Annotated in this window: 12 protein-coding genes; 10 read left to right on the forward strand and 2 right to left on the reverse strand. The window is 43.3% G+C overall.

Annotation, left to right across the window (positions count from 1 at the left end; translation table 11 throughout):
* Window positions 1-953: 953 nt before the first annotated feature.
* From ACVBIO_RS18115 to ACVBIO_RS18125, 3 genes are all read left to right on the forward strand, one after another.
* A complete protein-coding gene (locus ACVBIO_RS18115) occupies window positions 954-2228 on the forward strand; it encodes a tyrosine-type recombinase/integrase (protein ID WP_447173160.1) in 1275 nt (424 codons plus the stop codon).
* 254 nt (window positions 2229-2482) lie between these two features.
* A complete protein-coding gene (locus ACVBIO_RS18120; RefSeq protein ID WP_447173161.1) occupies window positions 2483-3706 on the forward strand; it encodes a tyrosine-type recombinase/integrase in 1224 nt (407 codons plus the stop codon).
* 152 nt (window positions 3707-3858) lie between these two features.
* Entirely contained in the window at window positions 3859-4326 is a 468-nt protein-coding gene (locus ACVBIO_RS18125; protein WP_447173162.1) for a hypothetical protein, read from the forward strand.
* Between the two features lie 137 nt (window positions 4327-4463).
* Here the strand turns inward: ACVBIO_RS18125 and ACVBIO_RS18130 are convergent, their stop codons facing one another.
* Complete coding sequence (locus ACVBIO_RS18130; protein WP_447173163.1) at window positions 4464-5786, reverse strand: ATP-binding protein; 1323 nt, start codon at window positions 5784-5786, stop codon at window positions 4464-4466.
* A gap of 369 nt (window positions 5787-6155) precedes the next feature.
* On the opposite strand from ACVBIO_RS18130, the gene ACVBIO_RS18135 reads away from it, so the two are divergent.
* From ACVBIO_RS18135 to ACVBIO_RS18150, 4 genes are all read left to right on the forward strand, one after another.
* Window positions 6156-8015: a type I restriction-modification system subunit M gene (locus ACVBIO_RS18135; RefSeq protein ID WP_447173164.1), complete on the forward strand. Its 1860-nt coding sequence runs from the start codon at window positions 6156-6158 to the stop codon at window positions 8013-8015.
* Entirely contained in the window at window positions 8008-9309 is a 1302-nt protein-coding gene (locus tag ACVBIO_RS18140; protein WP_447173165.1) for a restriction endonuclease subunit S, read from the forward strand. The genes ACVBIO_RS18135 and ACVBIO_RS18140 overlap by 8 nt, the downstream gene beginning before the upstream one ends.
* Window positions 9310-9597: 288 nt before the next feature.
* On the forward strand, window positions 9598-10671 hold the full coding sequence (locus ACVBIO_RS18145; RefSeq protein WP_447173166.1) for a PDDEXK nuclease domain-containing protein: 1074 nt from the start codon (window positions 9598-9600) through the stop codon (window positions 10669-10671).
* A 32-nt stretch (window positions 10672-10703) separates the two neighbouring features.
* The gene (locus tag ACVBIO_RS18150; RefSeq protein ID WP_447173167.1) at window positions 10704-11933 is read left to right on the forward strand and encodes a hypothetical protein; all 1230 of its coding nucleotides are present in this window, start codon (window positions 10704-10706) and stop codon (window positions 11931-11933) included.
* Window positions 11934-12080: 147 nt separating this feature from the next.
* Here ACVBIO_RS18150 and ACVBIO_RS18155 read toward each other — a convergent pair whose 3' ends face one another.
* Entirely contained in the window at window positions 12081-12242 is a 162-nt protein-coding gene (locus ACVBIO_RS18155; protein ID WP_220780399.1) for a hypothetical protein, read from the reverse strand.
* A 217-nt stretch (window positions 12243-12459) separates the two neighbouring features.
* Here ACVBIO_RS18155 and ACVBIO_RS18160 point away from each other — a divergent pair, with 217 nt between their 5' ends.
* The 3 genes from ACVBIO_RS18160 to ACVBIO_RS18170 all read left to right on the forward strand — a co-directional run bounded on the left by ACVBIO_RS18160 (window position 12460) and on the right by ACVBIO_RS18170 (window position 17317).
* Window positions 12460-13290, forward strand: coding sequence for a hypothetical protein (locus ACVBIO_RS18160; protein WP_447173168.1), 831 nt, complete (start codon window positions 12460-12462; stop codon window positions 13288-13290).
* Window positions 13283-13945 (forward strand): hypothetical protein, encoded by a 663-nt coding sequence (locus tag ACVBIO_RS18165; protein WP_447173169.1) that lies wholly within the window; start codon window positions 13283-13285, stop codon window positions 13943-13945. Before ACVBIO_RS18160 ends, ACVBIO_RS18165 begins: the two co-directional genes overlap by 8 nt.
* Before the next feature lie 72 nt (window positions 13946-14017).
* On the forward strand, window positions 14018-17317 hold the full coding sequence (locus ACVBIO_RS18170; protein WP_447173170.1) for a type I restriction endonuclease subunit R: 3300 nt from the start codon (window positions 14018-14020) through the stop codon (window positions 17315-17317).

Here is a 17317-nt window from a genome sequence, read left to right on the forward strand (position 1 = left end):
TTATTATTGAGTTTGAAGACAGACTTGTGAAACATATTAACTAAAACTGCAGTTACACAGAATCTGTTACACCCTCATAACTATTTCTGCCAGTAATTTATCTACTGCTACTTGGACTTTTACAAAGGCATTGGTGCTGCTTGAAGCTATCAGTTCTTCAAGCCAGCACAGTGCGTAAATTAGCTAACACTGCTGCAGTACCTATAAGCGGTATAGTTCTAACCTGTGGGAGTGCGCTACGCTCCTGATAACCCCATAGTGAAAGCTCTAGGTTGCTATGACTTGTAGTTGCTCAGATCCTCTACTGACGTTACAGCCTCTGTGAAGCTAACTCTGTAAAGTCGCTCTGAAAGCAGGCTGTCTACGAGTGTTTAGATATTTCCCTCGATTAGAGGGCATACCTTTGTGCTCTAGGTGAAAGGTTTATGCTCTGCTTACTGAGGTGATGAGCTTTCGCTCTTTCTCTTTAACCATTCGGTCAAACACTAATTCATTTGCTGCACCGATATCCGTTAAAGCTAAATTGACGTCTTTCATTGGTATTTCCTCGTATTCACAGCGCTTGATTGCGCAGATATGGAGTTTGAGGGGAAACGGAATTTCGGCTTTGTAGCAAATTAAGGGTTTTAGCATGCCAGTGGCAGATCTTTTCACATGATATTTTTTAAGGGTGAAAAAGGATAGGAATTGGCAGAGGGCAACAAAACCACAGGGGTACATATGAGGGTAGCACACAAAGTAAAACGGGCTTTCCATTGCTGGAAAGCCCGTTTTAATACAACATGTTAAGACGTGAGTCTTAGTTCATGCCGTAGAGTACGACTGGCTGTTTTGAATGGTTTTGAATTGTCTTTTGCTGCAATATTTTTTCTTATTTATCAATAGCTAAACCTGATTCTGTGTCTTCGTTGGTATTGGTGGGTTTTGGTTCCTATGGTTACATGGGGGTACATATGGGGGTACATGGAATTGGCCGTATTCCCACCCAAATGAGCCAAAATATCATGCTGTACGAAACTAGTTTGCGGGCACTAAATGGCAAGCATCAACCTCAATCTATCGAGCTTGCCGATGGTAAAGGTTTAGGTGTGCGAGTGTCTAAACTAGGAAAGATTCGTTTCCAGTACCGTTACAAAATCAATGGCAAAAATAAGCGCATGGATATTGGAGTGTATCCAGATTTATCGCTCAGGCATGCTAGGGATGTTGCCGATGAGTGCCGTTCTTGGTTAGCTGAAGGCCATGACCCCAAAATAAAGCGCTGCATGGGCAGAGAAAAAACGCTAACGCCAGTGACTGTTAAGCAAGCGCTAGAGTATTGGATTGAGAATTACGCTAGAGATAATCGTGCTAATGTCGACAGAAATATCGCCCAATTTGAAAGGCACATTTATCCCTATATTGGCCACTTCCCATTAGAACAGACAGAGACTCGCCACTGGATTGATTGTTTTGATCGTATTCGACGTGGCATTGCTGGCAGACAAAAGTCTGCGCCTGTAGCTGCTGGGCAAATACTGCAAAATGCCAAACAAGCATTACGCTTTTGTCGAGTAAGGCGCTATGCCATTAGTCGCGAACTGGATGATTTGATTGCTAGCGATGTGGGTAAAAAGCAACGGAAGAAAGACCGAGTGCTGACCGATGTTGAGTTGTACGACTTGATGAGCTCAATTGAAAACCGCAAAGGCACCTTTTATATGCGCTACCTATGTCGTTTACTCATTATTTTTGGCGCTCGCACACAAGAGCTAAGGTTATCGACCTTTGATGAATGGGACTTAGAGCTAAATCTATGGACAGTGCCTAAAGCGCATAGCAAGACTAATACGATTATTGTTAGGCCAATTCCCGCTAAAGTGAAACCGCTTATTGAGTTTTTATATAAACGCCATGGTGACTCTGGCTACCTGCTTGGTGAGCTTAAAAGTGGTGAGTCCGTTAGCGGTGCAGGCAGCTTAATCTACAAACGGCTTAAGCATAAAGAGTCTTGGTCATTGCATGACTTGCGAAGAACTTTTACTACCAAGCTGAATGACTTGAGTGTGGCGCCTTATGTGGTTGAACAGTTACTCGGCCACTCTCTAGGCGGGGTGATGTCTATCTATAATCGCAGCCAATATCTACCAGAGAAGTTAACTGCGCTTAATATGTGGTGTGAATGGTTAGAACTGCTAGTTAATCCTGCTGATAATGTTGTACTTATTGGCTCTGCGAGATACGGGTAGCACTTCACTTTCCAAACGAACTATCTTCTATAGCGTCATCTCGCCTCAGCATAGTGTGAACTAGATAACACTATGCTGTTTTCACTGGTTTTTATAGGTATCTGTTTGTATTTGCTATTTGCGACTTATCCACACTGATGAGGATTTTACGCACCCTCTGGCTATAGGATTGGTGGTATTGATTATGCTTATATTTACTCACATTGAGGTCGTGTGGGTAAACAATTTACCCCAGAAATATCAGTAGGATAATCATGTTACACAAAACACATTTGGGTTCTATGAATGGAAAGGTTCAAGCAGTAACCAAAGTTTATCGTGACGGACTGGGGCTTGGTGCTAGAGTCTCTAAACAAGGCCGTATTCGATTCCAATTTCGCTACAAAATCAAAGGTAAAAATAAGCGCATAGATTTAGGTTACTTTCCTGATTTATCCCTCAAACAAGCTAGGGATGAAAGAGATAAATGCAGAGCTTGGTTAGCTGGTGGTCATGACCCTAAAGTTGCACGTGAAATGGCAAGGGATAAAACCTTAGAACCTGTGACGGTTAAAGAAGCCTTGGAGTATTGGATTGAAAAGTATGCGCGTGTGAAGCGAAAGAGCTTTAAAAAAATACGAGGTCAGTTTAACAAGCATATCTACTCCTATATCGGCCATTACCCTTTAGAGCAAACTAAAATCACTCATTGGCTTGATTGTTTTGACCGTATTAATACTGGTATTGAGGGTAAACAAAAGCCAGCGGCAGTTGCTGCAGGGCAAATACTACAAACTTGTAAGCAAGCCTTAAAATTCTGTCGTGTTCGAGGGTATGCAATAACTCATGAATTGGATGATCTTGTAGTGGGCGATGTTGGGAAGAAAGCAAAAGTAAAAGACAGAGTGCTTTCATATAGCGAACTAAAGGACGTATTGCAGTGGAGCCATGGACGCAAAGGCTCCTTTTATATGCGCTACCTGTGTTTATTGTTAATCGTGTTTGGTGCACGCACGCAGGAGGTTAGGCTCTCAACTATCGACGAATGGGATTTAGATAATGACTTATGGACTGTGCCAAAACAGCACAGTAAAACGGGCTTAGTGATTGTTAGGCCGATACCGCAGCAAATAAAACCTGTTATTGCGTTACTGATTAAGCGCAATGCCAAACAAGGTTATCTACTAGGTAAGCTAAGAGAAGATACCAGTGTATGTAGCTCTGGCGGTGGGATTTGTGAAAGTTTAAAGCATATAGAACGATGGACGCTTCATGACTTAAGAAGTACTTTTTCAACCATCCTAAATGACCTTGAGGTCGACTCACGAGTAGTGGATAAATTGATAGGCCACGTGATTAAGGGGTCAGAGAGACATTACAACCACAGTAAATACCTTAAGCAATCTGCAGTGGCACTGGATATGTGGTGTGAGTGGCTCGATAGGCTGGCAAACCCCATTGATAACGTGGTGGAGATAGGCGTGATTAAAGTGGCATAGAATATAGTCTAACTAGAATGATAATAATATTCTGATTTGATTCTATCTTTGTGAATTAACTCAACTTTTTATTTATTTTTTTTGATAGATTTCATGAGCGTTATTAAAGGGTACTTAGGGTTAGTTGATATAGACATTACAAAGGAATGCTCATGATGGACAAGTATAATATTTTAAAAAGTAGCCTGTTTGTGGCAACAATATTTTTGATGGGGTGCTCTGATAAGGGAGCGCAAATCAACCAAAGTGACTTAAATACTCTCCAACAATCCACCTATTTTAATCAGGCTGGTTTGGCGATTTTTGCTCAAATGTTGAATGAGTGTGGGGGCGAATCTTTAGAGTGCCAAAGCAAGGTTACATATCAGTATTATGATGGAGCTTATAAGCTGGAAGGCTTCTCTCAAATACAGACTATGATTAATTTTTCTAATTGGAGTGAATCACTTAGCAATAGTAGCCTTACCCGCGAAAAACAAGCTCTTTCACTACAGTGGGGGAAGGCTTTGACGGGGGGGATTATGTGTTTACATGAACCCTCATGTGTTGAATGGTTAGTTCAATCTGGGCAAGTAACTGAAGCAGACCTTTCGAAGCTCAGTAGATTTCTCTCTGAATAGTATTTTAAATTAAAATATTGCGCTCTTTTGCCCGTTCAGTGATGGGTAAAAGAGTCTTGATTAGTCACTTGGGCGTGGTGACTAATCATTAACACTTATTCAAGAGTTTAATTTAGATACCAAGTTAAAGATCATCTTTAACTCTTTAGGTGTTTATTAACGGCAAACTCTGCAAAATAAAGAGGGATGACTAGGTTAACTTGCTCTGTGGCTGGTGAGCCCTGAGTCCCTGTTAGCTTAATCGTTTTATGCGGCTGACATTTGCCAATATAGGACTCCAGTGACCTCGCTCTAGTGCGTTTACCGCTTTTTACCTCAATAGGCACAATGCGGCCTTCATCATCAGCGATAATAAACTCTATTTCAGCTCGTGCATCACCCCATGAATATGTCGGGTCGATACCTTGGGCTGCAAACTCTTGTTGAACAAAGTTTTCGGCAACATAGCCCTTATACTCATAGCCTTGTTGCTTCACCTCTTTATAGCTAACGCCAAGCATGTGATTGAGCAGCCCGACATCAAACATAAATAGTTTGACCATATTTTCTTTTTTATAAGCAGCTAACGGGCTTTTAGGCGAGCCCTCTATAGGATAGTTTTTCAATACCAATCGACACTTATCTAACCAAGTAATGGCACTTTCTAGTTCACCATAGCGAGATTTTCGCTCATGGACGCCTTTAAACTTAAAGCGTTTTACTGATTCGTCTATTACGGCAGATAACTGAGAAGGCACATTATTAAATACCGCCTCAATGAGTCCTGTATCAACTTTGCCTGAGTACTTGCCAAAGTCTCGTTGATAGCCCGAAATCAAATCGGCTTGGATATCTGTCACCGCCTCAACACGCTTCAAAATACTGTTGTCAGCCATCGCAAACCAAGTGCTAACGGCCTCAGGCATACCACCTGTAAAATAGTAGTCGGTGAGTTTGTCGAAAAGTTTAGTGTGGGCGGCCGATGCACGCGATTGTGCTTCAAACGCTTTAATCAGTGGTGCTTCATTAGAGGCGATTAAGAACTCATGAAAGGTCAGTGGTCGCAGGTTATGTTGCTCGACTTTACCCACTGGGAAAGTATTAAGTAAGCCGATATTTGAGCCACTAGCCGCAACGAACATATGCGGTGCTTTTTCAGCAAAGTATTTTAGCGCTGTAACGGCGCGAGGGCATTCGCCGATTTCATCTAAAATTAGCAAGTGGGTTTCTGGGTTGAAAGTCTCACCAGTTAATAACTCAATATTTGAAATAACGTCGCTAGGGTTAAGTGATTCAGCAAAAGCTTCAGCCATCTCTGGCGACTCAAGAAAATCAATGCGTAAAACCTGTTCAAATGTTTCGCCTAGCAGAGTTTGCAGCAGATAAGTTTTACCTGTTTGGCGAGCACCATCAATCAATAAGGGTTTACGCTCACTCTTGCCTTTCCACTGTAGTAGTTTATCGAGTAGTAACCTTTGCATGACCATTATTCCAACATTAAAGCGTATCCTTATTACACTTTAATGCGCATTAAAATGCAAGTTTTCACACTTTAATGCGCATAAAAGTGTATTTTAGTGATTTTTTTAGCGCTTAAAAGTGCGGCGGTTATGGAGGTGGGTATGGGTATAGATTATTTGAGCCAAATAAGGCAATAGAGTTATTAGGACTCGTCGTGTGGGTCGTATATGTGAGACTGAAAACTTCAGCTAACCATCAAACAACTAAGTAAGCTTGATTGCTCCACCAGCAACAACACCGTAGAATCTCCCGCAATACACAGTTTAAGTATGGGGTTGGTAAACGTACCTAACCCATGCAGGCTTATGGCTCTATGTTAAGGCAGCTCAATGACTAACAAACTCACTCTTCAAACGCTTGAATCTTTCTTGTGGGAAACCGCTGATATCTTGCGTGGCAATATGGATGCGTCTGAATTTAAAGACTACATCTTTGGCATGATGTTCTTAAAACGTCTGTCTGATGCGTTCGATGAAGAGCGTGAAAAGGTAGTGCAGTATTACCTCGATAAAGGTAAGTCCCTAGTACAAGCCGAAGAGCTTAGTGAAGATGAAGATGAGTACGACAATACTTTCTTCATGCCAGCTAACGCCCGTTGGTCTGCGCTAAAAGACTTAAAGCACAACATTGGTGAGGCGCTGAACACTGCAGCCGAAGCGATTGAAGAGCACAATTCAAGCCTTGAAGGCGTGTTAGTCACTATCGACTTCAATATTAAAAACAAGCTGTCAGATAAGAAGCTACAAGACCTGTTATCGCACTTTAATAAACATCGTTTACGTAATGCCGACTTTGAGCGCCCAGATATGCTGGGTACGGCATACGAATACCTGATCAAGATGTTTGCCGACAGCGCGGGTAAAAAGGGCGGCGAGTTCTATACCCCATCTGAAGTTGTGCAGCTGCTGGTGGCACTGCTTAAGCCACATGCGGGTATGCGTATTTACGACCCAACCTCAGGTTCGGGCGGTATGCTAGTGCAAACCCGTAACTACCTTGCTAGCCATGGTGAGAACGCGGCTAACCTATCTTTGTTCGGACAAGAGATGAACCTGAACACATGGGCAATCTGTAAGATGAACATGTTCCTGCATGGGGTGCACAGTGCCGACATTCGTAAGGGCGACACCTTGCGCGAACCTAAGCACACCCAAGGTGGCGAGCTAATGCACTTTGACCGCGTTATTGCTAACCCACCTTTCTCACTTAAAAAGTGGGGCAAGGATGAATGCGACAATGATGGTTTTGGTCGCTTCCCTTATGGCACGCCGCCAAAAGATGCGGGTGACTTAGCATTCGTACAGCACATGATAGCCAGTACCAACAGTGAAGGTATGGTCGGCGTTGTCATGCCGCATGGGGTGTTATTCCGTGGCTCAAGCGAGAAAGCCATTCGCCAAGGCATATTACAAGATGACCTACTTGAAGCGGTTGTAGGTCTGCCATCGGGCTTATTCTATGGCACAGGTATTCCTGCGTGTCTACTTATCATCAATAAGCAGAAACCAGAGCTGCGCAAAGGCAAAGTGTTGTTCATCAACAGCGAGCTGGAATATCAGGAAGGTAAGAACCAAAACAAACTGCGTCCGCAAGATATCGCTAAGATAGTCGAGACTTTTGATAACTACACCGAGCTGTCACGCTACTCAAAAGTAGTTGAGCTAAGCGAGATTGCTGATAACGACTACAACCTCAATATTCGCCGCTATGCGGACACCTCGCCACCTGCAGAGATCTTCGATGTGCGCGCCATTTTGCACGGCGGCATTCCAGTACGTGAAGTGGAAGATGAGTACATTCAACAAGAAATTCTCAAAGGCTTCGATGTCTCGGCAGTGTTCGATAAAGCTAATGATGGCTATTACGTATTTAAAGCCGAAATCGAAACCAAAGAACAGATCCGCGCTCATGTTGAGAAAAGTGTAGAAAGCAGCCTTGAGCGAATAGATAGTGTTGAGAAAAGTGTCGAAAGCAGCCCTGAGCAGGTCGAGAGCCTAGAGCTAGGATCAGAAGAGCAAGCGCCTGCGGCGGCTCTTAATAAGAGTGCGTCTGCGACGGTTCTTGTATTAGTCGGCCAACTAGAGCGCTGGTGGGACAAGTACCAAGTTTCACTGCATCAGCTTGATGCTGAAGTCGCCGAAGCAGAGCAAGTGATGCAAGGCTACCTGAAGGAGCTGGGTTATGAGTAACTTAGTTCCTGAAGGTTGGAGTTATAATGCATTATCTTCTTTAGCTGATATAGATAAAGACTCTTTGAAAGGCTCAACAGCACCAGACTATAGGTTTAGGTATATTGATATTGCTTCAGTATCAACAGGCAAAATTCGTTTACCAAGTGAATCCATTGCCTTTAATGTAGCACCTAGTCGAGCGAGGAAAAGACTGCAATCTGGTGACGTTTTAATGTCTACAGTTAGACCAAACTTAAAAGCTTTTGCTTACTTTGGTTTTGAAGGTGATGACTTTGTGGCTTCTACTGGGTTTTCAGTCATAAGAGCTACTAACGGTCACGATGCTAGGTTTATATTTAACTCGATTCTAGCTGACGATATAACTAGACAAATTGAAGCATTAGTTGTTGGTTCTAACTATCCAGCGATTAATTCCTCAGACGTTAAAAACCTTGAGGTTTTAACGCCGACAAAACCTGAACAGCAAAAGATTGCTGCGATTTTGACGTCAGTGGATGAGGTGATTGAAAAGACCCAAGCGCAAATCGATAAGCTTAAAGACCTTAAAACCGCCATGATGCAAGAGCTGCTAACGAACGGTGTAGGCACTAAGCAGGGCGCAGTGGCAAATAGCAATAGCGCTGCAGGTAGAAAAAGTTACATCCCACACACCGAGTTCAAAGACTCAGCCGTCGGCAGAATTCCTAAGAGCTGGGAGGTTGTTAAGATATCAGAACTTTGTACGCATGTTGTCGATTGTGTGAACAAAACAGCGCCAGTAGTTGATGTTAAAACGCCATATAAAATGATTCGTACAACAAATGTTCGTCACGGTCGAATTGATACTGATAATGTTCGGCGTGTGTCAAAAGAAACATATGACACTTGGACTCGTCGTTTGAAGCCTGAAAATGGAGACTTAATTTTTACTCGCGAAGCTCCTGTTGGTGAATGTGGGGTGTTAGAAGACTCGCGTGGAGTATTTTTAGGTCAGCGTACAATGATGTATCGAGCGAATGAGGGTAAAACATCATCTCGATTCTTAATGTATTCGCTGATGAGCGAGTATGGAAAACAGCAACTGGAAGATTTTAGTGGTGGTAGCACTGTTCCGCATATGCGCGTACCTGATTGCGGTAAAATCTTAATCAAAACCCCACCATTAAATGAGCAGAATAAAATAGTAAACTCCTTGAGCTGTGTTGATATTTCTATTCGGGCAAAAGAGAAGAAACTAGCTAAAGTGCAAAACACCAAAAAAGCCCTGATGCAAGATCTGCTCACGGGTAAGGTGCGAGTGAAGCTCGATTAACGACAACAGCTAGCACGAATAGAGCGCAGCCTATAGGTGCGCTCTTCGTAAACAGCCGTTGGTAGCTTTCTCTACTTTGGTCTTTAATTTGGTCTCTAATTCAGTTTTTAACTCTGTCTTTAATGAGCTTGGGTAAAGCGTCATCAAGCGCACAGTCACGGAATAGGTTGTCGCTTATGTCGAAAGTGTCGAGAGTCTAGGGACTGCGCACTTAGTTGGAGAGAAATAGCTGGGTAGAAATCGTTGGATAGAAATAACAGGCTAAAAATAACAAAACAAGGGATAACTATGAGCAAGCAACCGCGTACAGAGCCAACCGTGGCGAAATCAGGAGAGGCGTCAGCAGATTCATCTGCTAATAAAAGCAGTGCGACTTTATTGGTTGCCGTACGTGAGTTGCTCAGCCAAAGCCGTCAGCAGTTACAATATGCGGTCAACAGCACTATGGTACTCACGTACTGGCAAGTCGGTTGCTTGATTGTTGAAGATGAACAGCAAGGCGAAGCGCGAGCCGAGTATGGCAAGCAGGTGTTACAGCTGTTATCTACCGAATTAACTGCTGAGTTTGGTAAGGGGTTTGATGTTCGAAATTTGCGTAATATGCGCATGTTTTATCAAACCTTCCCAATTCGGGACGCACTGCGTACCGAATTGAGCTGGACACATTATCGGGCGTTGCTGCGTATCGAGAAGCCTGCAGCAAGGCAGTGGTATCTCGAAGAAGCCATAAACCAAGCGTGGTCGGCGCGAGCGTTAGATAGGCAGATTGCCTCCTTGTATTATGAGCGTTTACTGTCGAGCAAAGACAAAGCGCCTGTTGAGCTAGAAGCACAGCAAAAAACCACAGAACTTAGCGTGACAGCCAAAGACTATCTGCGCGACCCGTATATATTCGACTTCTTAAATTTACCGCATCAATCGTTAGTTGAAAGCGAGGTTGAGCAAGGGCTGATTGATAATCTACAGCACTTCTTACTCGAACTTGGTAAAGGCTTCGCGTTTGTTGAACGTCAGCAGCGGATCAGCACCGACGATCAAGATTTCTACCTCGATTTGGTGTTCTATAACTTCAAGCTAAAATGCTTTTTGCTGGTGGATCTAAAAATTGGCAAGCTTAGCCACCAAGATGTGGGGCAGATGGATACCTATGTACGTATCTACGACCAATTGAAGAAAGAGCCCGATGATAACCCGACTATTGGCTTGATATTGTGTAGCCAAAAAAGTGAAGCGGTAGCCAAGTATTCGGTACTCGCCGACGGTAAGCAGCTGTTTGCCTCCAAATATCTTGCCTACTTACCCACCGAAGAAGAACTGCGTATTGAGCTTGAGCGAGAACGCCAACAGTTGTTAGGTCAGTAAGACTGGTTATCGATAACATATAAAGGATTAATATGTTTAAGCCCAATAAAGGTGGCAAGTATGTTTTCCCCAATGCGGATTATGTGAGTATTTTCTTGCCGTCGGTGGCTTCAATTGCAACTCTCTTAGACCTGCCCAAAAACCTTAGCCAACAAGTCACTTACTTTGAATCAACCTACGATATCGACTCCCAGATAAGCCGCTCGTCAAAAGCCAGTCTAACTTCGGTCGGGGTAGGCAAGGCGACAGTGAATAAGTTGTTTAAGCTGGCTAGTAACCTAGCAGTGCCATTCGAGTCATTGCTGAAACTTGAAAAGTTAAGAAAAAGCATACGTGCGGATAAGGTGGGATCGAATGCAGGTGATTGGCATGCACTTTTTGAAGGTGCTAGTTTATCGACTATTGATAGTGAGTTTCTGTGGGTAGCCAGAGGTTGTAATGATCGCGCAAAAGCTGACTACCTTATGGTTAAAACCATTAAAAAAAAGATTAAGGCAGGTGCCATAGATAAAGATGACAGTAGTGCTATTTGGCAAGAACAGCTTCTAACTTGGCAGCAGCACAGCCTTGTTCCTGTCGAGCAACTAGAGATTTATAGCCACTATGCGAGCGATCTTGGCACTATTGAGCGAGAACAAACCTCAACTTTTTTTAGTGTATTAGAAGCCGTCGCCCATTTACATTTCGATTTTTATCTAACTGCAGTTGCTTATTATGAAGTTGGTTTGATTTCATACTATCAGCGTCTCGGTAAGATTAATGATGCAGGCAGTGAAGTTAGCGTATTCACTAGAGTTATAGCTACCTGGACTGGTGAGGGGCATCAATGTACTTGCTATGGAGCGGTATTGAGTGAGCTCAAGCGTCTGGTTTCAAAAGGTGGAGCAGAGGTCGGCTGGCGTAAACTTGCGACGTTTATTTCGATTGATGATTCATCTGACAGTGCTGAAAGCCTTGCTGATAGACAATACAAGCAACTTAAAGGCTGGCGTAATGGTGATAACCTACCTTCATGGGGGCGATTAGATAAGTTTGTAACATCAGCCTTTCAGTTCCATGGCAATTATGATGTCGATGCAATGCTCGTTTATTTTCGTATCGCAAGAGCGCTGGACATTAAAGTGAATCAGTGGGCTATGCAATCAAATAAATTGGAAGCCCTCTCCATTTGGAAAAGAGTATTAGCTCGGTATCCTGAGTATTTTAAACATTACCGACAAAAAATGCCGGATTCAAGCTCAGTTGATGACTTAGCTCGGTAGCTAAGTCATTTGTTTACTCGTTAAGATTAATCATCGAGCTGATTTTCCCAATCTTCAGGCCGTTCATCTTCGCCGCGACTTCCCCAATACTCGTCATTATTAGGGTTAAGTTGGTTAGCATGATTATCATCGTCATGTTTTGACATGTTACTTACCTCCCTGTTTTTCACTATTGATATTTTTAGCGGCGGCGCTTGAAGCTCTTGATGCCACACTTCCTTTAGGAACCGAACCACCATTTTGCTTAGCTGTTGCACTTTGAATGCGAGCGGCTGCTTGAGGTGTCATTGGTGTTTTGTTATTACTCATTTTGTATCTCCAATATTAAAAGTGACGTTGGTAGAAGCCTCTGCCAACGCTAAAAATAATGCCTGAACTTTTTTGGGCTGGGATGGGGGGGAGATTGTCCAAATTGCAATTATTTGAAAGTTTTTAAAATCCTGAGAGCTGTTTAGCTTTCTCGGTGTTGAACTGTGTGTAATATTGCTTATCGATAATAAGGATTTGAAGTTAAGGGACTATTCATATGCTAAAAGCGATTCTGCACGGTAAGGCTGGGCGCATTGACCACAATCAAAATGAGTCGGTTAGTTGGTCTAGCTTATTTAAAGCCCGTGAAGATCTGCTTACCTCCACGATATTTGAACGCTTTGCTTATTTGTCTGCCAGCTTGCAGAACTACCTGTTAAATCAATGCTTCGCGAACTCCCATGGGGCGACCCCAGTTAGCTTTGGTGAGTTTGAAGGGATTACTTATTGGCCTCGATTTACTCATGAACATGGGGCTGGCAGTAACCAAGTAGAACCCGACTTAATCATCCACTTTGACCAATGCAATATCATCGTTGAGGTCAAGCCACCAGCTGGTGGAGATCAATACTTTGGTCAATGGAAAAAAGAGATAGAGTCATTCCTGCAAGTCGAGGAAAACCGAGGTAAACCGCTGTACTTCTTAGCTGTAGGACGGGTTCATGTATCGGGTGTTGAGCAATGGAAAGCTCAATTATTCGAGGATTTTAGTTTACTTAATAGTATCGGAACTATCTCTTGGCAGGATATTGTTAATCAGTTGATTGAATTGCAACTGCAAGACGGTGAAAGAGTCTGTATTCGCGATAAGCGAGTAATTGCAGATATGCTTAAAGCTCTCGGTTTATACGGCTTAAAAATTTCTGAGTTTAAGTGGGAAGATTTACTTAACAATACACTACCTAAATTAATGCTTACACATAAAACGCGTTCCAAGACGAATAGGGGGAAGCCTTGCACTTCGAACCAACAATTATTGGTTGAACACGCCTTTCCTAATATCGATTTAACTCTTATAAAAACATGGATGATTAATAAAAATGACTGAACAAGAGCAAACCGAATCATTATTTACCCAGATTAGATCTGCCCATCGTTTGTTGGCATCTTACTATCAACGTTTGTTACCGAGCATAGAGCGTGTTGCTAGCCCATTAGGCGTTGACTTTTATTTCTGGCTGCCAAGAGAGTTTGACCGTCCAAAACAGCTAACGAGCAGCCCATTTGATGCATGGAAGTGGGACATGTTGCCGGGGATTTCGACTTATTATACTTTCAAAAAAGTAGAGGACGTAAATAAGTTGAGAATGGGGGAGTACCTGATTTCTTTTTGGGTTATCTCTGATACAGGTGTTTCTAGTGAAGAAATGAATAACGTTGAAGCCGATGGCTTATCTTTGCCTATGAGTGTAGAGGATGCAGATTCCATTATCAGGGTTGGTGTTTTTACACCATTCAAGGAAGTGGATACGAATTGGTATTATAACGTTTGGAACCCTTGTCCTCATCCTGAATATGTAGCCTTAAATGCAGAACCTATAGTTGCTAAAGATGTTGGCGGCTATCCAGTAGTTTCTTGTGGTGTAGAGCTACCTATTTCGCAATTAATTACAGAAAAGGGAATTCAAGAACTGACTGATAAACTGGCTGTATGTCGAGATAAGGCTTTACAGCATGCGCAGGCTATTAGTGAGTCCCAGTAGTTGCAGCACCATTGCTCGATAACTGTTTAGCATTCGCTTGCAAACTCTAGCCCCATATTTTGAGTTTTATAAATGAATCAAGATGAATTTAACAAAGTAGAAGCACCAGCTATTGAGCAGTTAGTGAGCTTAGGCTGGCGCTATATTCAAGGTAAGGCGCTGTCGCCTGAGCACATCAATGCAGAGCGAACTTACCTGCGCGATGTGGTGTTAGTTAAGCGTCTTGAAGCAGCCATAAAAAGGATTAACCCTTGGATAAGTGATGAGAACCTACGCAAGGTATCTCGTGAAGTCACCCATCCGAGCTTCGCAGGCTTAATGGAATACAACCACGCCTTTTATCAAACCTTGGTGAGCTATCTATCGGTTGAGCAAGACTTAGGTAAGGGGCGTAAAGGACAAACGGTTAAGCTGGTGGACTTTGAACGACCTGAAAACAACGAGTTTATCTGTACTAACCAGTTCAAGGTTGAAGGTGTTAATCAGAAAATCATTCCCGACATTATCTGCTTTGTTAATGGTATCCCGCTTGCAGTGATTGAGTGTAAGTCGCCTTATATCTCAAGCCCGATGAGTGAGGGTATCGATCAGTTACGCCGTTATGCAAACTTGCGCCACAGTGAAGATGATGAAGGCGCTGAAAAGCTGTTTTGGTATAACCAACTCATGGTGTCGAGCTGTCGTGACCAAGCTAAAGTTGGCACCATCAGCTCAAGCGCACAGCATTATGGTGATTGGAAGGATGCTTTCCCCTTCTCTGATAAACAAATCGTTGATGAACAGCTAGCGCAGCAATCGTTGCAGGGTAACGTAGTAGGCTTACATTCTCGTATTGAGATTGAGCTACCTGAAGATGCTTTATCTAATGCTGTAGATAGTGACCTTGGTTATGTAGCAGAGCTGCAGCAAGTGGCAGAGCCATTAGCGCAGTATCAAGAGCCTTCAGCGCAATATCAACAGCCATTAGCTCAGTACGATAAGCCACCAGCTAGCTATGAAACTCTAACCCATGTGACTGCGCAGCAGCGATTGATTGCGGGTATGTTCAGCACGGCTAACTTTCTCGATATTCTGCAAAACTTCATTTTGTTTGAAACCGATGATGGTCGCATGATCAAGAAGGTGGCGCGTTATCAGCAATATCGTGCAGTGAATAAGGTCATCGAACGCCTTAAGAGTGGTACTGATAGAAAAGAGAAGTCTGGTGTTGTTTGGCATACTCAAGGCAGTGGTAAATCGCTCACTATGGTGATGCTAGCGGTGAAGATGCGCCGTGACCCAGAACTTAAACAGTACAAGTTGGTGTTTATTACCGACCGTACCCAGCTTGATGAACAGCTTTCTACTACCTTCCGTGATGCTCAGGGGGAAACCGTATATAACGCGGGCTCTGTAGCGAAATTGAAAGAGCTGCTTAAGAAGGATAGCTCTGATCTTGTTACTGCCATGGTGCAGAAGTTTTCTGATTTAGAGAAAGAGACGGAAAAAGAGCAAACAAAGCAAAAAGGCGTTGCTGCAGGTTTTACCGATCTTAACCCTAGCGACAAGATTATTGTGCTTGCTGATGAAGCGCACCGAACACAATTTGGTGGCTTGGCGATGACCATCAATGCGGCATTGCCTAATGCGCCAAAGATAGGCTTCACTGGTACGCCATTGCTCAAGACCCAGAAGATGGGGCAAGCCTTCGGTGGTTATATCGATGAATACAAGATTAACCAAGCGGTAGAAGATGGTGCAACGGTTAAACTGTTGTACGAAGGGCGTGAAGTGATCTCTGAAGTTGCAGGGGAGTCACTGGATAAGCTGTTTGAAGAATACTTTGGTGAATACACTGCAGAAGAGCAGCGTGAAATCAAAAAGAAATATGGTGTAGAACGTGCCGTAAGAGAAGCGCCTGCCCGTATTCGTTGGGTGTGTATCGATCTGCTTAAGCACTATAGAGAGCATATTCGCCCCGATGGCTTTAAAGCCATGATAGTGGTGGGGAGTCGCCATGCGGCAGCCATTTTTAAGCAGACCTTAGATGAGCTTGGAGCACCTCCATCTGAAGTGATTATCTCTGGTGACCATAACGACAAAACATATATCGCTAAATACACAGATAAGGTTCATCAAAAGAAAGTCATCAGCAATTTCAAAAAGCCTTTCGGTATCGATAAGCAGGGTACTGAAGAGAAGAATAAGAAGTTTGATAACACCGCCTTTCTTATTGTTAAAGACATGCTGCTAACGGGCTTCGATGCACCTATTGCGCAGGTAATGTATATCGACCGTAAGCTGCAAGACCATACTTTGATGCAAGCCATTGCCCGTGTGAACCGTACCTACAAAGGTAAAAATTGTGGCTATGTCGTCGATTATTATGGTTTGGCGACCCATCTAACCGAAGCCTTAGATCTGTTTAGCAGCGAAGATGTTGAGGGAACGATTCAAAGCCTGAAAGATGAGATCCCTAAATTAAAGGCTAAGCATACCCGTGCGATGTCTTTCTTCAAGGACGTAAAGAGCCGCGATATTGATGAGTGTGTACTGCTTTTAAAAGACGAGGCTGTTCGTGCTCAATTTGATATGGCATTTAAGCAGTTTGCCAAGCAGCTCAATGTGATTTTGCCTGATGCCGCAGCAGCACCTTTCATCCCTGATATGAAGTTACTGGGTAAAATCCATAACGCATCTAAAACCCTGTACCGCGACGCAGGTTTGGATATGCGAGAAGTTGGGGAGAAGGTTAGGCAGCTGGTGGATGAGCATATTCTGAGTACCGGAGTTGATCCTAAAATCCCACCCGTTGACCTATTGGCTGCTAACTTCAAAGAGAGCATTAAGCCTACTAAGTCTGACGAGTCTAAGGCATCAGAAATTGAGAGCGCGATTAAGCACCACATTACGATAAACCTTGATGAAGACCCTGAATACTATCGCTCGTTGAGTTTGCGTCTACGCGACATTATTGAAAAGACCCACGGTAAGTGGGAGCAACAGCTAGAACTACTTTTTGAGTTTGCAGGTGATATTAGTAATGCCCACCAGCAAGCCGCTCAAGATGTTGGTTTAAGCGAAACAGAGTTTGCGTTCTACGGTATTTTGATGGCTGAAGTGACTCAAGTCAGTGACGGTGATGTGATTGATGAAGCTGTTCATGATGCTATTAAGGCAATGACACAAACCTTAGTCGCTATGCTGGATGAAGCGACCGATATCATCGACTTCTTCAACAAGGGCGATGAGGTTAAGCGTATGCAGAAAGAGATTAAACGTGCCGTGTTAGATCAATCTTTCGGTGATAAGGCACTCGTTGGTGTTTTGCAAGACCGCTTTATGGAACTGGCGAAAACCAAGTTCGGAAGTAAAGAGTTCGGGAATAAGTAG

The sequence above is a fragment of the Shewanella sp. 0m-8 genome (assembly GCF_052977265.1).